16 protein-coding genes are annotated in these 19075 nt (G+C 56.9%); 10 read left to right on the forward strand and 6 right to left on the reverse strand.

The features are described 5' to 3' along the window. Positions 1-320 precede the first annotated feature (320 nt). Positions 321-1733, reverse strand: a complete 1413-nt coding sequence (locus ACAW74_RS03865; protein WP_370696872.1) for a Gfo/Idh/MocA family oxidoreductase — start codon at positions 1731-1733, stop codon at positions 321-323. 136 nt (positions 1734-1869) lie between these two features. Next, the gene (locus ACAW74_RS03870) at positions 1870-2166 is read right to left on the reverse strand and encodes an SCP2 sterol-binding domain-containing protein (RefSeq protein WP_370696873.1); all 297 of its coding nucleotides are present in this window, start codon (positions 2164-2166) and stop codon (positions 1870-1872) included. 159 nt (positions 2167-2325) lie between these two features. Here ACAW74_RS03870 and ACAW74_RS03875 point away from each other — a divergent pair, with 159 nt between their 5' ends. The 3 genes from ACAW74_RS03875 to ACAW74_RS03885 all read left to right on the forward strand — a co-directional run bounded on the left by ACAW74_RS03875 (position 2326) and on the right by ACAW74_RS03885 (position 7292). Beyond that, the gene (locus ACAW74_RS03875; protein ID WP_370696874.1) at positions 2326-2787 is read left to right on the forward strand and encodes a hypothetical protein; all 462 of its coding nucleotides are present in this window, start codon (positions 2326-2328) and stop codon (positions 2785-2787) included. Between the two features lie 191 nt (positions 2788-2978). Beyond that, a complete protein-coding gene (locus tag ACAW74_RS03880) occupies positions 2979-4823 on the forward strand; it encodes a glycoside hydrolase family 2 TIM barrel-domain containing protein (RefSeq protein ID WP_370696875.1) in 1845 nt (614 codons plus the stop codon). Positions 4824-4883: 60 nt separating this feature from the next. Beyond that, positions 4884-7292: an alpha-L-rhamnosidase-related protein gene (locus ACAW74_RS03885; protein ID WP_370696876.1), complete on the forward strand. Its 2409-nt coding sequence runs from the start codon at positions 4884-4886 to the stop codon at positions 7290-7292. Positions 7293-7531: 239 nt separating this feature from the next. Here the strand turns inward: ACAW74_RS03885 and ACAW74_RS03890 are convergent, their stop codons facing one another. From ACAW74_RS03890 to ACAW74_RS03900, 3 genes are all read right to left on the reverse strand, one after another. Next, positions 7532-9097, reverse strand: coding sequence for a glycoside hydrolase family 32 protein (locus ACAW74_RS03890; protein ID WP_370696877.1), 1566 nt, complete (start codon positions 9095-9097; stop codon positions 7532-7534). Between the two features lie 166 nt (positions 9098-9263). Beyond that, positions 9264-9974, reverse strand: coding sequence for an arylesterase (locus ACAW74_RS03895; protein ID WP_370696878.1), 711 nt, complete (start codon positions 9972-9974; stop codon positions 9264-9266). 112 nt (positions 9975-10086) lie between these two features. After that, complete coding sequence (locus ACAW74_RS03900; protein ID WP_370696879.1) at positions 10087-11685, reverse strand: Na+/H+ antiporter; 1599 nt, start codon at positions 11683-11685, stop codon at positions 10087-10089. 182 nt (positions 11686-11867) lie between these two features. Here ACAW74_RS03900 and ACAW74_RS03905 point away from each other — a divergent pair, with 182 nt between their 5' ends. The 7 genes from ACAW74_RS03905 (at position 11868) to ACAW74_RS03935 (ending at position 18170) form a co-directional block, all read left to right on the forward strand. Then, positions 11868-12545: an ABC transporter ATP-binding protein gene (locus ACAW74_RS03905; protein WP_370696880.1), complete on the forward strand. Its 678-nt coding sequence runs from the start codon at positions 11868-11870 to the stop codon at positions 12543-12545. Between the two features lie 57 nt (positions 12546-12602). Beyond that, positions 12603-15137, forward strand: a complete 2535-nt coding sequence (locus ACAW74_RS03910) for an ABC transporter permease (RefSeq protein ID WP_370696881.1) — start codon at positions 12603-12605, stop codon at positions 15135-15137. Positions 15138-15306: 169 nt separating this feature from the next. Further along, the gene (locus tag ACAW74_RS03915; protein ID WP_370696882.1) at positions 15307-15978 is read left to right on the forward strand and encodes a hypothetical protein; all 672 of its coding nucleotides are present in this window, start codon (positions 15307-15309) and stop codon (positions 15976-15978) included. A 38-nt stretch (positions 15979-16016) separates the two neighbouring features. Further along, a complete protein-coding gene (locus tag ACAW74_RS03920) occupies positions 16017-16598 on the forward strand; it encodes a hypothetical protein (protein ID WP_370696883.1) in 582 nt (193 codons plus the stop codon). Beyond that, the gene (locus ACAW74_RS03925; RefSeq protein WP_370696884.1) at positions 16591-16848 is read left to right on the forward strand and encodes a hypothetical protein; all 258 of its coding nucleotides are present in this window, start codon (positions 16591-16593) and stop codon (positions 16846-16848) included. The genes ACAW74_RS03920 and ACAW74_RS03925 overlap by 8 nt, the downstream gene beginning before the upstream one ends. 115 nt (positions 16849-16963) lie before the next feature. Further along, the gene (locus ACAW74_RS03930; RefSeq protein WP_370696885.1) at positions 16964-17755 is read left to right on the forward strand and encodes a queuosine precursor transporter; all 792 of its coding nucleotides are present in this window, start codon (positions 16964-16966) and stop codon (positions 17753-17755) included. A gap of 19 nt (positions 17756-17774) precedes the next feature. After that, complete coding sequence (locus tag ACAW74_RS03935; protein WP_370696886.1) at positions 17775-18170, forward strand: endonuclease domain-containing protein; 396 nt, start codon at positions 17775-17777, stop codon at positions 18168-18170. A gap of 55 nt (positions 18171-18225) precedes the next feature. On the opposite strand, the gene ACAW74_RS03940 is transcribed toward ACAW74_RS03935, so the two are convergent. After that, positions 18226-19020: a TrmH family RNA methyltransferase gene (locus ACAW74_RS03940; protein WP_370696887.1), complete on the reverse strand. Its 795-nt coding sequence runs from the start codon at positions 19018-19020 to the stop codon at positions 18226-18228. Between the last annotated feature and the right edge of the window lie 55 nt (positions 19021-19075).

The following is a 19075-nucleotide window of genomic DNA, read 5'->3' on the forward strand; positions in this document are numbered from 1 at the left end:
TGACAGGAAAAGCATTGTTCAAGTATTTATACGGAAGCAACCAAGACGGATAAACCTGAAAACCAATCAAATACATGTTAAAATTTCACTATGTTCAACAAACTCAGTTTTTAGATTTTCATTGTTTTGTACAACACATTCTATTAAAAGTTAGACTTTAATTTATCGACGGATTTTCAAGTAACACTAGAGACTGTTTTAGCCTGATTTGGCCACACGAAAAACCCGTTTTCGGGCTACTTTTTTTCAAAAAAGAAAGGGAGCGTAAAACCCGGCGGTTTTATTCTCCCTTTTTACTTAAGTAATTGCAAAAATCCACGCTACAATGTGTAGCCGTTTGCGTAGGTTCGTTTTACAAATTGATTCGCATAATCGAAGTTGGTAATACGCATTGTATCGCCATCCCACAGCAGCTTTTTTCGGCCTAAAAATTGATTGCCCTCCCGCGCCATATAGCTGCGGGTGGCCAGGTTACCCATCAGCACGGTTTCGGTGAGTGGCCCGGCCGTATCGAAACCCGACGAGGTGTAGGCGCCAAAGCCTTGTTTGCAGGCTTTGACCCACTGTTGCTGATGCCCCTCGGTTTTCCCCTCAACGAGTGGTCGAATGGGCGAGGGCATTGCTTGTCCGTCGAATTTCTCGACCGGAAGCAGCTTATAATTATTTCCGAACAGTCCAGCCGAGAGCATGCCTTTCGTGCCCATGAATAACATGCCGCCGTCGATATCCGAAAACACCTGTTCGTAGGTAACGCCATCGGGCAGCGGGGGCCGGATGCCGCCATCGAACCACGAAAATTTGATCTCGTTCACCTTCCGGTCGTTGGAGGGGAAGGTCATATGCACGGTCGACGAGGGCGGACACACATCGTCGAAGAACGCTTCCTGAAAGAAATCGGCGTATACCGACCCGACACTGCACTCGACCGAGGTAGGGTATTTGAGGTTGAGCGCCCGAAACGGCACATCGATAAAATGACAGCCCATATCGCCCAGCGCGCCGGTACCAAAGTCCCAATAACCCCGCCAGCGAAACGGCATGTAGGCCGGGTGGTAGTCGCGGTAGGGGGCCGTTCCCAGCCACTTGTTCCAGTCGACTTCACCCGGTACAGGCTGCGATTCTTTTTTGTCTTTGGGCGACTGTACACCCTGCGGCCAGGTGGGGCGGTTGGTCCAGCAATACACCGTGTGCACGTGGCCAATCACCTTGTTCTGAATCAGAGCTTCTACGTAGCGGGTGGCGTCGCCGCTGCTGCCCTGATTGCCCATCTGCGTGACCACCTTGTTGCGCCGGGCAGCTTCGGTGAGCATCCGGGCTTCGTAGATGTCGTGCGTAAGGGGTTTCTCGACATACACGTGTTTGCCCAGGTTCATGGCCGCCATCGCGATCGGGGCGTGCATGTGGTCGGGCGTAGTCACGATGACCGCATCAATGGTCTTGCCGGCCTTATCGAGCATCTCGCGGTAATCGCGGAAATAGGGAGCCGACGAAAATTTTTCGCGGTATTTTTTGGCCTGCCGATCATCGACGTCGCAAAGCGCAACGATGTTGTCGGTGCCGCCATTGTAAGCCTGCTGAATGTTGTAATCGGCCTTGCCACCACAGCCAACGGCGGCAATGTTCAGCTTATCGGAGGGCGCCACGTAGCCTTTGCCCAGCACGTGCCGGGGTACAATGGTGAACGCGGCGGCGGCCAGCGCGCCCGATTTGATAAAGGTTCTGCGAGAGGTCAAGGTTTTTGGAACGAAAAAGAGTGAATGAGCCGAGGAGTGGGTACTGGATCAAATAGCCGACTAAGACGACGGTAACCTACTTTTTCCTTGTACAAGATAATCACTCTTTGGCTTATTCACTCGCTTTCGCTGCAATCTACCCCATAACCTGCCCCAGCTTCATGGCCACACCCATGTCGCCTTTCACTTTGAGCTTGCCCGTCATGAAGGCCATCATTGGGTTCAGATCGCCCGTTCCCATCTTCTCGAGGTTATCGACACTAACGTGCATTTCGCAGTCGGCGGGGGCGTCGTCGTTGGAAACGGTGGCCGGTGATTGTTTGGCGTTGATGAAAACAACCCCCTGATCCGTAACGAGTTTGGCAGTGGCATCGAGCGAGTCGGCGTTGGCTACGCGGGAGCGGATGTTATCAGTCAGTTCCTGAAGTGTCATAATCTGGTCAAAACTGTGGTTAATATTGTCGTTTGTTTTGGGGTAAAGCTAAGCGTCAACGGGCAAAGTCCAAGATCAAACCATCAAAGTCCAAGGTTAGTTAGCAGCCGAACCAATTACCCCGCTCGTCCGTCTTCATTCATTGACTTCATCTGCCTCATGCGCTCTCAGTTCCTGACCATTCTTTGTGTGTTTTCCTTCCTCAGTTGCGGGTGGGGCCTGATCGAAAGCAGCATCGCCCTGGCCGATCCCGAGCGGGTCGCCAACACGGTACAGACCGCCCGCGAGCCCGCCACCCCGCCACCCGCCGACCGTACGAATCCCAACTCCTTTTACGAAGACCGGGGCGCCAACGCCGACAACCCCACGCCCGAAAACCCGCGGGTGGTGCGTCAGCTCAGCCTCTCGCAACTGGTGTATTCGCTCATTACGCTCGTTGGGGTGGCGCTCATGTTTCGGCTGCGTAAAGTGGGCTTTTACATTTACGTAGCGGGCGTCGTACTGGGCATCGCACTGCCGCTCTACTTTGTCGGTTTCGCCGGCTTCAATACCTCCTTCGGTGCCTTTTTTAGCGTGCTCTTCGCCGTGATGTACGGCTTCTGCCTGCGGGAAATGAAGTAGGGCGGAAAAGGCAGGGCGGGGGTGGCATGGATGGCAGGGGAACTCACTCCGTTGATCGGGCACAATGCCCTGCTATCCACGCAACCCCGTGCCATCCCCGCAATGCCTTGCTCTTAGCCCCCACGCCCCTACGCTCATATTCACGAACGCATTCCCGTCAGGCGGGTTAGGCAGGGATAACCCCTGATCCGATGCAGCCCCCCTTTGCCAACCGCAACGCTACCGAAAGTGAGCCAACCCCCGCCCTGACCCCCGTCCCGATCAACCCACTGCCCCGCGCGGTCCTGCGTGCCAATACGTACCTGCTACTCGACGGCGACTGGCATTTCGAGTGGGATCTGGCCGACGAAGGGCTGGCGCAAAACTGGCAGGCGGGCCATACCTATTCGCAACGGGCGCACTGGCCGGGTTCGGTAGAAGAACATATCGCCCAGGCCCATCAGGGCGGCAACGTACCCAACTGGCCCGAATCGGGCTGGCAAGATCAGGTGGTGGTCTGGTATGAACGCGACTTTGAGCTACCCGAACGTACCCACACCGACGCGCCGCTGCCCATGTTTCAGCTTACGTTTGGGGCGTGCGGCTACGAAACGCAGGTATGGCTCAACGGCAAACGGCTCCAAACCATTGAGGAGGAAGCCGTTCACTACGGCGAATACACCTCGTTCTCGTATGAGCTGGGCGAAAAGTTGCTTCGGCCCGTTAACCGCCTCACGGTGCGAATTGCCGACACTATGGACGCCGACATTCCGCGGGGGAAGCAGGAATCGAGCGTGTATAAACGGGGAGGTATCTGGTACCAGACCTACACCGGCGCGGTTCGGAGCGTATGGCTCGAAACCGTCGAGCGCAACCGGCTGCGGTCGCGGGTTGGCGTGGTAAGCATTATCGAGGACAACCTGGTGCGGTTCAATCTCACCACACGCATTCACGACCCCGGCGATTACGTGATCCGGCTACAGATCGACGAGCATGATGGCAGTAACGCCGAGCCGCTCGCCGTCGAGGAATTTCCATTGCACCTTGAGTTTGGCCAGAAAAACCAGCGCGTCGTGGCCGAATTGCCCAATGCCCGGCTCTGGTCGCCGCAAGACCCGCACCTCTACAGGCTCACGGCGCAACTCATCGACAGCCGGGGAAATCGGGCGCAGATCGAGGCGCATTTTGGGCTTCGGAAGGTCGAAGCGCGGGGTTGTTGCGTGTACCTCAACGGAGCGGCAACGTACCTGGACGGTATCCTATACCAGCCGGGGCAGGCCACCTACGAAGAAATGCAGCGCCATTTTTACGCCATGCAGGCGGTGGGCTGCAACCTCGTACGCGTGCACATCGCCGGAATCGATCCGCGCCTGTACAACCTCGCCGATGAATTGGGCTTACTGCTTTGGGTAGAAGTGCCGAGTCCGCACCGCTCCAACAAGAAAAGCCGACAGAACCACCGCGCCGAGTTGGATCGCATGCTGGCGCTGATCGAGACGCATCCGTCGGTGATTATCTGGAGTTTGTATAACGAAGACTGGGGAGCCGAAGACATCGCCGTCAACCCCGAAACCCGGCAGTACATCACCGACACCTACCATTACATGCAGATTTACCACCCGCAGTTTCTGGTAGTCGACAACGACGGCTGGCACCATATTTCGCAGGAAGGCCGGCTGAAATCCGACCTACTTACGGCCCACCTCTACACCCCCGACCTCGCCCACTGGCGCTACGTGCTGGACCGGCTGGTGAACGGTGAACTTGAGGGCACGGCGGCCTTTCCGCTGGTGGTGGGCGATCCCTTCTTCTACCGGCGGCAGGTCCCACTGGTGGTGAGTGAATGGGGCGGTTTTGGCTTTGCTAATTACGGTGGACCAGACGATTCAGCCAGCCGCACGGATCGGATCCGGCAGTTTAAGCAGGAACTCCGCAACCGACCCATCGCCGGCGACATCTACACGCAGGCGACCGATATTGAAGACGAGCGCAACGGCCTGATCGACCCCAAAACCGGCGAGTTAAGTGTCCCGGAGGGGTTGCTGAAAAGCAGTTAGGATCGGGCACGACGAAACCAACAAACAGCAACGCATCCGACCGACTGTTATCTTTGGTCCATGCGTCTCGTATTCCAACTCCTGCTCCTTACCAGCGTGTCGCTACACGCGCAACCAGTCTATCAGTCGTCGCAACCAGCCGAATCGCCGGGTACGTGGCAAACGATTCCGTGGGAGGCCAAATGGCTCACGCACCCTACGGCCCTTGCCCGGCAATATGGCGTTTACCATTTCCGCAAGACAATCAGCCTGCCCCAAAAGCCGGCTCGGTTTGTCGTGCACGTATCGGCCGATAACCGTTACCGGCTGTTCGTCAATGGCCGATACGTTACGATGGGCCCGGCCCGGGGCGATACGCAACACTGGCACTACGAAACGATCGATCTGGCGCCGTTTCTGCAAGCGGGCACCAACACGCTGGCCGCGCAGGTCTGGCACCTGGCCGAGTCGGCTCCGTTGGCGCAGATGAGTTATCAGTTGGGCTTTGTGATGCAGGGCGACAGCCCGGCTGAAGCGTCGGTCAATACCAACGCGAGCTGGAAGGTGGCGCAAAATCCGGCCTATTCACCCGTCAAAGTGGATGGCGGCAAGCTGCGGACGTATATCGTCGTGGGCGATGGCGAACGGGTCGATGCAGGGCAGTATCCGTGGGGTTGGGAACAGCCGGGTTTCGACGATAGCCGCTGGCTCGCCGCCAAACCCTATGGTTTCCCCGCCAAACCGCGCGGCACCGGTACCGATGGCAACTGGGCGCTTGTGCCCCGCCCCATTCCGGCGATGGAGAGCCAGCCGGTTCGACTCAACGCCGTGCGGCGGGCGAGCGGCGTGAACGTACCTGACGGGTTTGTGCAGGGCAACAGCGAACTGACCATTCCGGCCAACACCCGCGCCGTTATTCTGTTCGACCAGAAAACGCTCACCAACGCCTATCCTGAACTGACGGTATCAGCCGGAAAAGCCGCCTCGTTAACGCTAACCTACGCCGAAGGGCTGTTCGACGCTAACCGGCAGAAGGGCAACCGCAACGAGGTAGAGGGCAAACAGATTATGGGCATTGAAGACGTGTTCATCGCCGATGGTGGCTCGCGCCGCCTGTTTCGCCCGCTTTGGTTTCGGACCTACCGCTACCTGCAACTGGCTATCGACACCAAAGACGAGCCCCTGACGATCAACAATCTACAGGGCGATTTTACAGGGTATCCGTTTGAACAGAAAGCGCGGTTCGCCTCGCCCGACAGCAGCCTCGCTCGCGTCTGGGAGGTGGGCTGGCGCACGGCGCGGCTCTGCGCGGGCGAAACCTACTACGACTGTCCCTATTACGAGCAGTTGCAGTACGTGGGCGATACCCGCATTCAGGCGCTGATTTCGCTCTACGTGGCGGGCGACGACCGACTCATGCGCAACGCTATTCTGGACTATGACCAGAGCCGCATCGCCGACGGCCTCACCCAAAGCCGCTACCCCTGCGCCGATCCGCAGGTGATCCCGACGTTCTCGCTGTTCTGGGTGTGTATGGTGCACGACTACTGGATGCACCGCCGCGACGACGCCTTTGTGAGCGATCGCCTGGCCGGTATCGAAGCCGTTATGACCTGGCACGAAAACCGCCTCGACCGCCAGACCAGCCTCAACGGACCGCTGATGTGGTGGAATTTCGTCGACTGGTCGTGGCCGTGGAATGAAAGCGAACGGCTGGGGGGCGTACCCGACGGCGCCAAATTCGGTGGGTCGAGCGTGCTGACGCTTCAACAGGCGTATACGTACCTGCGAGCGGCCGACCTGTTTGCCCATTATGGTCGGAACGAACGCGCCGAGCACTACCGCGAACTGGCCCGCCGCCTCAACAAAGCCGTGATGGACCGCTGCTGGGTGCCCGCCAAAGGGCTGATTGCCGACACCCCGGCCAAGACCAAATTCAGCCAGCACGCCAACATTTTCGCCGTGCTGACCAACGCCATTCCGGCCAGCCAACAGCGCGACGTATTGAAAAAAGTATTGGCCAGCGCGCCTGCCGACAGCCTCCGGCCTGCCACTTATTACTTTAAATTCTATCTGTTTCAGGCGCTGAAAAAGAACGGCCTGGGCGACGAGTTTATCCCGCAGCTACAACCCTGGCACACGATGATCGCCAACGGCCTGACCACCTTCGCCGAAAACCCTGAACCAACCCGCTCCGACTGCCACGCCTGGAGCGCCTCGCCCGTTTATGAGTTTCTGTCGACGGTTTGCGGGATCAACCCCGCCGAGCCCGGTTTCCGGTCGGTGAAAATCGAGCCGTATCTGGGTACGTTGCCAAGCGCCGAGGGTACCCTCCCCCACCCCAGCGGCGACATTTCGGTGCGGTTCGAGAAAACCCCGACCGGCACGTTGCGGGGCAACGTCACGCTCCCACCCGGTCTGCGCGGTACCCTCCGCTGGCAGGGCCGCAGCCTGAATCTGGTCCCCGGCAAGCAGGAGGTTAGTTTGTAGGTGTTTGACGTTTGATGTTTAACGTTGAGCGTGCAGTCAGGTCGGGGACCTGACTGCTCTTTGGATCCCTGATCCAGCGAACGAAAATCTACCTGCCAAAAGCAAACTGATTTTCAACCAGTGAGGGTGTGTTTGTCAACGCTGGATCGGGGATCCAAAAAACAGTCAGGTCGGGGACCTGACTGCACAAAACTGAATCGCTCAACTTCAAACTTTAGACATCAAACATTAAACCCAGCTTACGGCTTTTTATACGTCCAGCGGGTGATATTTTTGAACACGGCGCTGCCGCCATCGACGAAGAGTTCGATACCACCCGATGGTGTATCGCCCGTGGCCGGATTGGGAAAAATCTGATCGGTGATAACCCGTTCGCCGTTGTTGGCAAACACTTCGATAATCGACTTGTCGACGAAGATGCGCAGCTTCAGCACGCCATTCTGCAAGGCAACCGGCGCCTCTTCGATGCTGGCAAATCGCTTATCGAACGACACATTGCCCGAGCGGCGGCGATCCAGTTGCAGCAGGCCGTCGGTGTATTGCAGAATGGTTTCGGATTTAGGTCCTTTGGCCAGTTTCAGGCCCACCGTTTTGGCCGCGCCGGGCACAATCTCCAGTTCCAGTTCGTAGGCGTTGGTGGTATTTTGGTCGAGTGGTTGGCTCTGGTTGGTCAGGCGCAGAATCTTCTGAATCCACCGGTCGCCGCGCAGGCGCGTTACCCCCTCGATCGGCTGCTGAATCAGTTGGAGGCCCGTCCGGGTACGTTTCAAGGCAATGCGCCGGGGCAACGACATCGCTCCCTTGAACGGTGTCGTGGGCAGGTGATTGGCGTACGCCCAGTTGTTGAGCCAACCAACCATTACCGGGCCGGGCTGCTCGGTCGGGAGGTTGTTATACTGAATCGCCGCGTAATAGTCTTTCCCCCAATCGACAACGTTCATCACACTCGGCGCAATAGGCCGGGGATTGGCCGGATCGAGCTTGAACTCTTTGCCGTTGAACGTACCCACGAAATACTGCATGCCCACGTAATCGGCCTGCGGGTGGCCCGCCGAAATGAACAGCACCCAACGGCTTTTCCCTTTTTCATTCTGAATCGGCACGGGCATGAGCGCCGGGCATTCCCACACCTTGCTGGTGTCGCCGACATTCCCGAAATGGCTCATGAATTCCCAGTTCTTCAGGTCTTTCGATTCATAGAGCGCAACCCGGTGCTCCGTGGCTTTCACCGTTGCCATCACCCATTTTTGCTGCGGCGCATACCAGAACACGTTCGGGTCACGAAACTCCTTGCTGCCGATGTCGACGATCGGATTCTTGGCGTACTGCGTCCAGGTACGTCCCTTGTCGGCGCTGTAAGCCAGATTCTGGTACTGCGCCAGTTGCTGATCGCCCTTCGTCACATTGCCAGTGTACACCGCGATCATGCAGTCTTTGGTGCCGGTTGGGCAAAGACCGCTTTTGTTGCCTTTGTCGATCACCGAACTTCCCGAAAAAATGGCTGTCTGCGCCTTGGTATCGGGGTTGGTAAACTCGGGGATCGCCACGGGCAGATGTTCCCAGCGCAGCAGATCGGGGCTGACGGCATGCCCCCAACTCATGTGGCCCCACTCGTTGCCAAACGGGTTATGCTGGTAAAACAAATGGTATTCACCGTCGTAATAGACCAGTCCGTTGGGGTCGTTGATCCAGTTTTGAGGCGGTGTAAAGTGATAGTGCGGCCGGTAATCGGGCGACGCAGACTGAGCCAATACGGCTTGCCCGCCCACAAACAGGCCGAGTAGTGTAATGAGTACTTTTTGCATGAGGACCAAAGGGATACTAATAAGGGTACTGTTTTTCGCCCATTTTATTGTGAAGCGAGCGTCACTAGCCATAGGCATTATGAATGCGGGAGTGTTACCGACGCTTAGCCCTCGACCAGGCATCAGCACTCTGTTGCGAACAAACCATCCATACACCCCAACTCGGTTAGCTCGCCTGAAGCATCGGGCCAATGACCTTCCAGACGGTTTCAGTCACGATGCGGTGGCCCTGCACGTTGGGATGAATGCCGTCGGGCTGGTTCAGTTTAGGATCACCACCTACCCCTTCGAGCAAAAACGGAATCAGGACGGCCTTGTTTCTGGTCGCCAGCTCCTTGAATAAATCGCGAAATTCAGTCGTGTAGGTACGTCCCAGGTTGGGCGGAATCTGCATCCCGGCAATCACCACTTTGGCCTGCGGGTTTTGCAGCCGGACGGTATCGATAATGGCCTGCAAGTTCTCACGCGACGACTTAAGCGGGATACCGCGCAGGCCATCGTTGCCCCCCAGTTCGAGCACGAAAACATCAACGGCGGTGCCACGTCCGGCCTGTTGCAGAATCCAGCCCACGCGGCTACGGCCACCGGCGGTGGTTTCGCCACTCAAGCCGGCGTTGACGACGCGGTAGGGCAAGCCCAGTGAGTCGATCCGCGCGCCAATCCGGTTCGGGAAGGCGTCGGCGGTGTTGTCGAGGCCGTACCCGGCAGCCAGGCTATTCCCGAAGAAAACAATCACTTTTTTGGTTGAAGCCGCTGAGGCGGTAGTAGCCGTAGAATCGGCGGCCGTGGTGGTTTGGGTAGCCGTATCGGTTTTGGTTTGGCAGCTCAAAAAGCCAGCCAGCATGAGCAGCGCCGTAACGCGGGTAATGACTTGCATAGATTCAGGTTGGTCGAAGGGCAAACGATCTTTTCGCTTTAGTTAACCCACGAATACGCGTTTCCGTTTGCCGAGCCGGCCAAACCCGGGCGGTCGCAGGCAAACGAAACCGCTAGCGAATCGGATGATCGCGTTTTTCTTCCTCCAGATCAAGCTGGGCTTCCGCTTTCATCAGGATCTCCTTATCCATTTTTTGTTCCTTGCCCAACCGCGTCAGCTCTGCACGTTTGGCCTGATGCAGCCGCTCCATGGCTTCTTTATAGGTGGTAAGTAACTGGCGATCTTCGGGTGAATTGGTCAGCTTCGTCGCAAACAAAAAGGTTTCCAGGCGGCGTTTCAGATCGTCCATCAGCGGGTTATCCGCTACTTTATCCTTATAGTGTAGGTTCAGTTCTCGGAGGGCCGCTTTCTGCAACTGCCGTTTGATCAGCTTTTCCTGCACGTCGTCGGGCAGGCGGTCGATGAGTTCCTGGGGACGTACCCAACGGGCGAGCATCGGCAGCGTGAGACCTTGCAGCACCAGCGTGACCAGGATCACGACAAACGTGATGAGCAACAGCAGAGGACGCTGCGGAAAATCGGCTCCGTTGGGCAACGCCAGCGGTACCGACAGGGCCGCCGCCAGCGAAACCACGCCCCGCATGCCCGCCCAGCCCAGCACGACGGGTCCCCGCCAGCCCACGTTACGCACCGCCACAGTAATAAACCGCCCGGCGATATCGGTAAAAACGGAAGCAAAGAGGGAAAACACCAGCCGCACGACAATAACCAGAGCGGCCATCAGCAGGCCATATCCGAGCGACGTAGACAATGGATAGCTGTATTGCTTCAGTTCGTCGAGAATGACGGGAAGTTCCAGACCAATGAGCGTAAAGACAATGCCATTAATCACGAAAATAATGGTGGCCCACATGGATGAATTTTGCAGGCGCATCGAGTGGTTAAACAGCTGATGGCTTTGCGTGGAGAGAAAAAGCCCCCCGCTCACCACAGCAATGACGCCCGACCCGTGCAACTCCTCGGCCAGCAGGTACATGACATAGGGCGAAATAAACGTAAACAGGATGCTGATGCGCAGTTGCAGGTTCAACCAGCGGTGCAGACAGTAGAATACACCAGCCACGCCCAACCCCGTCGCCACCCCGATCAGCGTGACCGAGACAAATGAAAGCGCGATCGCCTGCCAGTCGAACGTACCTGTCTCTACGCCACTCAGCGCAAACCGGAACACGATCAGGCTGGCCGCGTCGTTGATGAGGCTTTCGCCTTCGAGGATACTAACGCTGCTTTTGGGTACGTCGACGTCGCGGAGCACGGAGGTAGCCGCCACGGCATCGGGCGGCGAAATAATGCCCCCTAGCAGAAAACCCATCGCCAGCGTGAAGCCGGGAATAACCCAGACCGCCGTATAGGCCACAGCCGTTGCCGTCAGCATCACCAGCCCGAACGCCAGCACCAGCACAATGCGTCGCCACCGCCAAAGTTCGCGCCATGAAGTATACCAAGCCGCTTCGTACAGCAGTGGCGGCAGAAAGACCAGAAAGATCAGGTCGGGTTCAAGGGCAATGCGCGGTACACCCGGCAGCAAACTGACGAGCAGCCCGCCCACGACCAGAAAAATAGGGGTGGGAATCCGCAGTCGGTGCGCCAGCGTCGCCAGCAACGACATCGTGAGCAGAAGGCCCAGGGCCAGGAGTACGGTTTCATGCATAGGCGCTACGTGTTGTGGAATGGACGCGTAAATACGGGTTTACCGTATCAGCGAAGCAGTTTATACCGCATTCTGACCGATCAGCCCAATTCTGTGGCTTAGCCGCGACGAAAATAAAGTCAATACAGTTATACCCAAACAACACCGAACAGTAGTGACTGTGTTTTCAGACAACCTGACTTATGAGTTTACGCGTTGATAACCTGACCAAAACCTATCAGAGTGCCGGTCAGACGCTTACCGTTCTCCACGACGTTAGTTTCAGTTTACAGCCGGGCGACACCTTCGCCATTGTTGGTCCCAGCGGCAGCGGCAAAACCACTCTCCTGGGTCTCTGCGCAGGCCTCGACCGGGCTTCCTCAGGCAGTGTCTGGCTCAATGGCGTGCAACTCGATACCCTCAACGAGGATCAGCGGGCGGCGGTACGCAACCAGCACGTCGGCTTTATTTTTCAGAATTTTCAGTTGTTGCCTACCCTCACGGCCCTCGAAAACGTGATGGTGCCGCTTGAGCTACGCGGTCAGCGTGGTGCCGAGCGTATCGCCCGTGATCTGCTCGACCGGGTAGGACTGGGTAACCGGGGGCACCATTACCCGCTCCAACTGTCGGGCGGCGAACAACAGCGCGTATCGCTGGCCCGAGCGTTCTCCAACCGGCCGGCCATTCTGTTTGCCGATGAACCAACCGGCAACCTCGACGAAGACACGAGCGCCACTGTCGAGAACCTGCTCTTCGAGCTAAACCGCGAAGCCGGCACGACCCTCGTGGTGGTTACGCACGACCTCGAATTAGCCGCCAAAACCGGCCGAATGATCCGCATTCGCGGCGGGCACGTGGTCGAGGATACGGTACTTAATTAATAGTCATCGGCCCGGGGCGCGTAGCCTTTGGCAAATGACTACCAACTTCGTTTTTCTATGTCATTTATTCTAAACATGGCCTGGCGCGATAGTCGGCGGAGTCGGCAACGGCTGTTGCTGTTTATCTCGGCTATTGTGCTGGGGATCGCGGCGTTGGTGGCCATCAACTCGTTTGGCGATAACCTCGCCCGCAGTATCGACGAGCAGGCGCAGGAGTTGCTCGGGGCCGACCTCACGGTTACGGCCAATCAGCGACCCACACAAAAAACGCTAAATCTTTTGCAGGGCATTGGTGCCGAACGCAGCAGCGAAACCGCCTTTGCCTCGATGGTGCTGTTTCCGCGTTCGGGCGGGGTACGGCTGGCGCAGGTGAAAGCCCTCGAAGGCCGCTTCCCCTACTACGGCACTTGGGAGGTCGAACCCGCCGCCGCTGTCACGCAGTTTCGGCAGAAGAACACGCCACGCGTAGCGCTGGTCGATGATGCCCTGCTGGTGCAGTTTGGCGCCAATGTGGGTGATTCGGTCCGGGTGGGTGAGGTGTCGTTTCTGGTGGCGGGTCGTATGCTGAAAACGCCCGGTGCAACCGCCGCCACCGCCGCCGTAGCCCCTACCGTATTCGTGCCGGCAACGTACCTGAACCAGACCAACCTATTGCAGAAAGGCAGCCGGGTCAACTACAAGTTCTACTACAAATTTGCCAAAGGCACCGACGTACCTGCGCTCGTCAAGCGGCTGGAACCCACCCTCGACAAAGCGGGCCTGAACACCGACACCGTTGCCGAACGCAAACGGCAAACGGGCCGGGCCTTCACCGACCTCAACCGCTTCCTGAATCTAGTGGCCTTCATTGCCCTGCTGCTGGGCTGCGTGGGCGTTGCCAGCGCGGTGCAACTTTACGTACGGGAAAAAATTACGTCGGTGGCCGTGTTGCGCACACTCGGCGCGAGTGGTTGGCAGTCGTTTCTCATTTTCCTGACCCAAACGGCGCTGATGGGCTTATTCGGGGCTATACTAGGGGCGGCCGTCGGTTCTGTGGTGCAGTGGCTGCTACCTATGGTCTTCGGCTCGTTTCTGCCCGTCGCGGTTACCACCACTCTGTCGTGGCCAGCTATTGGGCAGGGCGTAGCCACCGGCTTGCTGATTGCGCTGCTCTTCGCTGCGCTGCCGCTACTACTGATTCGCAACGTGTCGCCACTACGTACCCTGCGCTCGTCGTACGACGCCGACATCAGCGGGCGCGATCCATTGCAGGCCGTCGTGGTAGTGTTGATCGGTCTGTTCGTAACGGGTTTTGCCTGGTGGCAAACCAACGACTGGAAACTGGCGCTTGGCTTCGCGGGTGGCATTGCCCTCAGTTTTGGCATTCTGGCGGGAATGGGTCGCCTGCTGATGGCGGTGGTGCGGCGCTTCTTCCCGACGGGCTGGAGCTTTGTCTGGCGGCAGAGTCTGGCTAACCTGTATCGGCCCCAGAACCAAACGCTGATCCTGCTCATTTCTATTGGGCTGGGTGCATTTCTGATCACGACCCTCTACCTCACCCAAACGCTGTTGCTCGGTCGGGTGCAGTTTTCGGCCAGTGGCGGGCAGGGTGGCGCGCCCCGGCCCAACATGGTGCTGTTCGATATTCAGCGCGAACAAACGGCGGGTGTCCGCAAGCTGGTGCAACAGTCGGGCCTGCCGGTAGTGCAACAGGTGCCCATCGTGACCATGCGGCTGGAAAGCATCAATGGCCGCGGGTTGGCGCAAATCCGGAAAGACACGGCCCTGCACATCCCCGAATGGGCGCTGAACCGCGAATACCGCGTTACCTACCGCGACTCGCTCATCGAGTCGGAAAAACTGAGTTCGGGCAAACCGCAGGCGATGGTGAACGGCGTCCCGGCCGTAACCTTCGAGGATGATTTCCTGAAGCGGCTGCACCTGAAACTGGGCGATAAACTGGTGTTCAACGTGCAGGGCGCACCGGTCGAAACGATCGTGGCCGGCACCCGCACCGTTGACTGGAACCGGGTACAAACCAATTTTCTGGTCGTGTTTCCCAACGGCGTGCTGGAACAGGCCCCGCAGTTCAGCGTGCTCATGACCCGCGTACCCGATACGCAAACGTCGGCGCGGTTTCAGCGGGCGTTGGTGAGTCAGTTTCCCAACGTATCGGCCATCGACCTCGGGTTGATCCTGAAAACGCTGGACGACATTCTGGACAAAATATCGTTCGTTATCCAGTTCATGGCTCTTTTCAGCATCATCACCGGCTTGGTAGTATTGGGCAGCTCGGTGGTGATCAGCAAATACCAGCGGATGCAGGAGAGTGTGCTCCTGCGAACATTGGGCGCCAACCGGCAACAGATACTTTATATCACGCTGATCGAATACGGACTACTGGGCGGGCTGGCGTCGCTGTCGGGCATCACGCTTTCGGTGCTGGGTACGTGGGGGCTGGCCAGGTACGTGTTCGAGATGCCTTACGTACCTAGCGGCTGGCCCCTGTTGATCGTAGTCGTGGTGGTCACTACCCTGACCATGCTGATCGGTCTGCTCAACAGCCGCGACGTGCTGACCCGCCCGCCACTGGAAGTGCTGCGCGCCGAGTAACGTACCTGAACAGGTCGACGAATTTCCCAACGAGGCTGTCTGGCAATATGCTGGGCAGCCTTTCGCCATTTATAGGGCCAAACGTCTACCGCTACATAACTTACTTTAATGCCAGTATTGCTTTTTCCTAAAACTATGTAACATTTAGGCCTAAAAAAAGCACAAACACATGAAGCAATTCACGCTAACCCTCCTACTTACATGTTGCCTATTCTGCCAGGTATTCGCGCAGAACGATAAAAATGAACTGGCCGAAACCATTGCCGCCAAGCACTCCTGGCTACCCAGCGTATTGGTGCAAACCTTTGTCACGACCAACCTCTCCGGCGAGTTTTGGGACAAAATGATGAAGGAAACCGACCGGCCGATGGGTATCAAAACGCTCAACCGCACGGGCATGGCCATTTCTGAATACCTGGATAACACCGCCGGTACGACGCTCAACAAGCAGTGTGGTTTCAGCGTTAACGGCACTACACTCAACAGCAATAAACCGCTCTGTGAAGACCAGATTCGGGAGAACAAAAACAAGATCAGCATCACGCTCAACTCAGGTAAAACCAGGGTCACCGAAGACAGCTACAAGCTGCTGTTTGTCATGCTGACCACCGTCAACGAGTTTCTCAACGGGTCTAAATACATGCAGAGCACCGGTAAAGGATGGAAACCAAAAGCCAAAACCCTGGCCATTACCATCAACTCAGGCACCAAAGAAGCCGACCTGGGTGCCCGGTGGAATACCGATTTCAGCGCCGTGACCATCACTACCTCGCCTTATGTGGAAGTACCCGGCTGGAGCGACAAAATCACCCGAGTGCTGCTTCAGGGTGTCACGCAATAGCTTTCCCGCAACGGCGAAAACCATACCGAGGCAACCTCATGGCGAATATTTATGATTGTGCGTTTAGCATCAGCGGTCCCCAGCCGACCATTGCTCATCTCCACGTACTGCTCGATGCCCTCAAGCCTAAAGAGGGCGTTTTCCAGGCGCTGGTGGGCGACCCGCCGCCCGCCAGCAACACAATGGCTTTTTACGGCACGCCAAAAGAGGTTACCAAACGAGCCTGCGAATACAGCCTACACTCGCCGACCGAACTGATTGGCAATTTCCAAACGCCCAAAGCACTGCCCGAAGGGTTCTTCCTGACGCTCTCGGCGCAACATGGCGTTCGGGTCGACGTGGAGTATGACTGCGAAAACGACGACGCCTGCGGAAGACTCGTTATTGACGAAGGGCGCCTCATCAGCCAGGAAGATTATACGTACCTGCACGGCAAATATGCGCTCGATACTGACCCGGAAAAGGACAACTTTTGGTACGAGCTGAGCATTCGAACCGAAGATGTCCTGCTTGACGAGTATGACAGCGACACCGCTATTATCGAACATGAGTTAGCCTTCCTGAACGACGCGGAACGAAGCCGGTTTTCGGCCCTTTACAACGACCTGACCAATGGATAAGTACACGCTCACCGCCCTCTTTTATATCATTGCTACGGTCATAACCGTAGTTGGCATGAAATTGGGACCATCGGAGAAGGATGGTGGCCCCGGCATTGGGGCGCTCATCTTGCTAGCCTTCATGTTTGTCATTCTTGTGCTGGCCGTGCTCAACCTGGTCTGGGGTTTCAGCCGCGATAACTCGTACTTCATTCTGGCGGCGGTCCATTTTTTGGTTTTCGCCATAGTACTCTACAAACTTTTCTTATGAATGGTGGCCGTGAGTAGCGCGCGGAGTAAATAGTTACCACCCGATTACAGGATAAACAGGATTTATTTAGTTTGTTCGGGGCTTGAATCCCGTTCATCCTGTAATCTGGTCACCAATGCCTTCCTATTCGTTTACCAACAAGCGGACAAACCTGTACATTTTTCTGAGTGCGGTCTTTCTGGTCAATGCCATCATTGCCGAAATCATCGGCGTCAAAATCTTTTCGGGCGAAACCACGCTGGGCCTCAAACCCGCCCAGATTCACCTGTTTGGCGACTTCATTCTTGACTTTAACCTGACTGCCGGAGCGGTTATCTGGCCATTCGTGTTCATCACGTCCGACATTATCAACGAATATTTCGGGAAAGCGGGCGTTCGGCGCATCTCTTTCCTGACGGCGGGCTTCGTGGCCTATAGCTTTCTGATCATCTACGCCGTTACGACGCTGCCGCCCGCTCAGTTCTGGCTCGACGTAAACGCCAAAGACGGTGCGGGCAATCCCATCAACATCAACAATGCCTTCCAGATGATTTTCCGGCAGGGGCTGGGCATCATCATTGGGTCGCTCACGGCGTTCCTGATCGGGCAGATTCTGGATGCTTCGGTGTTTCAATACCTGCGCCGCATTACGGGTAGCCGCAAAATCTGGTTGCGGGCGACGGGCTCAACGCTCGTGTCTCAGCTGATCGACTCGTTTGTGGTGCTGGGCATTGCCTTTTACGTGTTTGGCAACTGGTCGCTGGGGCAGGTGATTGCCGTCGGAATCATCAACTACCTCTATAAGGCCACCACCGCCATTTTATTGACGCCCCTCCTCTACCTCGCCCACACCCTGATCGACCGGTACCTGGGGAAGGAACACGCCGAAGAACTGGCCAACGAATCGGCCATGAGTTCATTCATGTAACAGCAATCCGCCGCGGCCTATGACGGAGTTAAACAACGTCGCCTACCTGAAAGAAGCCAGAAAAGCACTTCGTAACGGGGCTACAAAAGCCGAGCAGCGGTTTTGGCAGTATACCAAAGGCAGTCAGCTCGCAGGCCGGAAGTTCCGCAGACAACACAGCGTTGGGCACTTCATTCTCGATTTCTACTGCCCATCCGAACGCCTCGCCATCGAACTGGACGGCGGCATCCATTTACAGCCTGCCGTTCGGGACTACGACCTTGAGCGGCAGGATGCCATCGAAGCCCTGGGCATTCGTGTGTTACGCTTTTCCAACGACGACGTTCTGCATAACTGGCTGACCGTGCGCGCCACGATTCTGGCGCATTTTCAACCACCCCCCGGCCCCCTCCTTCAACAGGAGGGGGAGCAATAGATATGCAATCATAGATTGCACTAATCGATTTATACGGGTGGCTACACCCCCTCCTTCAAAAGGAGGGGGCTGGGGGTGGTTGAACCCGCCGCAGGTTATCCAGAATTACGGCTGTGGCAATACCTACATTAAGCGACTCGGCAGCGCCGTAGCGCGGAATCGTGATGCGCTGCGTCACGAGGGATTCAAGTTCAGGGCTGATGCCGTTGGCTTCGTTGCCCATAACCACGTACCCAGCCGATAGCTGGCTGGCTGCGAGCGCGTGCACATCATCGCCATCCAGAAAAGCACCCAATATGGGCAGACCAGTTTGCGCCAGCGTAGCCTCTTTCAGTACCGTAGCCACGTCGCCATACCACCAACGAATCCGCGTGAAAGACCCCTTGCTGGCCGAAATCACTTTAGGATTGTAAACGTCGGCAGTCGTTTCAGAGCACAAAATGGTGTCGATACCATACCAGTCGGCGATGCGGAGGATGGTGCCCAAGTTACCAGGGTCGCGTACATCGTCGAGCACAAGGATCCAGTTTGGAGGATCGGTACGCTTATTCGGGCTGGGTACGTTCGGTCGCATACGCACAACGGCGATAGCGGCGTTATTGCTTTCAAGCGTTCCCACGCGGGTCAGTTCGTCGGCAGTCGCCATTTCGACGCGGCAACGTTGGCGGTCTGCCCCCCCGGCGTTTTCTTTGTAGAAGGCCTCTGTACAAAGCAGCAGGTCGACCCGAAAATCAGAAGCCAGTACTTCCTGCACACTCTTCCCATTTTCGACTAGAAATAATTGCTCCTGCTGACGGTATTTTTTCTGATGCAGGGAACGAACCAACTGGGCGAGTGATTTGGAGAGCATAATTGACTTACGAATGTACGATGTTCGATGTACGACGGACCGATGGGTTCGGCGG

The sequence above is a fragment of the Fibrella musci genome, from assembly GCF_041321105.1.
GTDB classification, from domain to species: domain Bacteria; phylum Bacteroidota; class Bacteroidia; order Cytophagales; family Spirosomataceae; genus Fibrella; species Fibrella musci.

Excerpts from the sequence above, each read along its gene's own strand:
- ACAW74_RS03920 (WP_370696883.1), top strand. The coding sequence starts at position 16,017 with ATGGCGAATATTTATGATTGTGCGTTTAGCATCAGCGGTCCCCAGCCG.
- ACAW74_RS03900 (WP_370696879.1), bottom strand. The coding sequence starts at position 11,685 with ATGCATGAAACCGTACTCCTGGCCCTGGGCCTTCTGCTCACGATGTCG.
- ACAW74_RS03905 (WP_370696880.1), top strand. The coding sequence starts at position 11,868 with ATGAGTTTACGCGTTGATAACCTGACCAAAACCTATCAGAGTGCCGGT.
- ACAW74_RS03940 (WP_370696887.1), bottom strand. The coding sequence starts at position 19,020 with ATGCTCTCCAAATCACTCGCCCAGTTGGTTCGTTCCCTGCATCAGAAA.
- ACAW74_RS03910 (WP_370696881.1), top strand. The coding sequence starts at position 12,603 with ATGTCATTTATTCTAAACATGGCCTGGCGCGATAGTCGGCGGAGTCGG.
- ACAW74_RS03870 (WP_370696873.1), bottom strand. The coding sequence starts at position 2,166 with ATGACACTTCAGGAACTGACTGATAACATCCGCTCCCGCGTAGCCAAC.
- ACAW74_RS03875 (WP_370696874.1), top strand. The coding sequence starts at position 2,326 with ATGCGCTCTCAGTTCCTGACCATTCTTTGTGTGTTTTCCTTCCTCAGT.
- ACAW74_RS03895 (WP_370696878.1), bottom strand. The coding sequence starts at position 9,974 with ATGCAAGTCATTACCCGCGTTACGGCGCTGCTCATGCTGGCTGGCTTT.
- ACAW74_RS03925 (WP_370696884.1), top strand. The coding sequence starts at position 16,591 with ATGGATAAGTACACGCTCACCGCCCTCTTTTATATCATTGCTACGGTC.
- ACAW74_RS03885 (WP_370696876.1), top strand. The coding sequence starts at position 4,884 with ATGCGTCTCGTATTCCAACTCCTGCTCCTTACCAGCGTGTCGCTACAC.
- ACAW74_RS03890 (WP_370696877.1), bottom strand. The coding sequence starts at position 9,097 with ATGCAAAAAGTACTCATTACACTACTCGGCCTGTTTGTGGGCGGGCAA.
- ACAW74_RS03880 (WP_370696875.1), top strand. The coding sequence starts at position 2,979 with ATGCAGCCCCCCTTTGCCAACCGCAACGCTACCGAAAGTGAGCCAACC.
- ACAW74_RS03915 (WP_370696882.1), top strand. The coding sequence starts at position 15,307 with ATGAAGCAATTCACGCTAACCCTCCTACTTACATGTTGCCTATTCTGC.
- ACAW74_RS03930 (WP_370696885.1), top strand. The coding sequence starts at position 16,964 with ATGCCTTCCTATTCGTTTACCAACAAGCGGACAAACCTGTACATTTTT.
- ACAW74_RS03935 (WP_370696886.1), top strand. The coding sequence starts at position 17,775 with ATGACGGAGTTAAACAACGTCGCCTACCTGAAAGAAGCCAGAAAAGCA.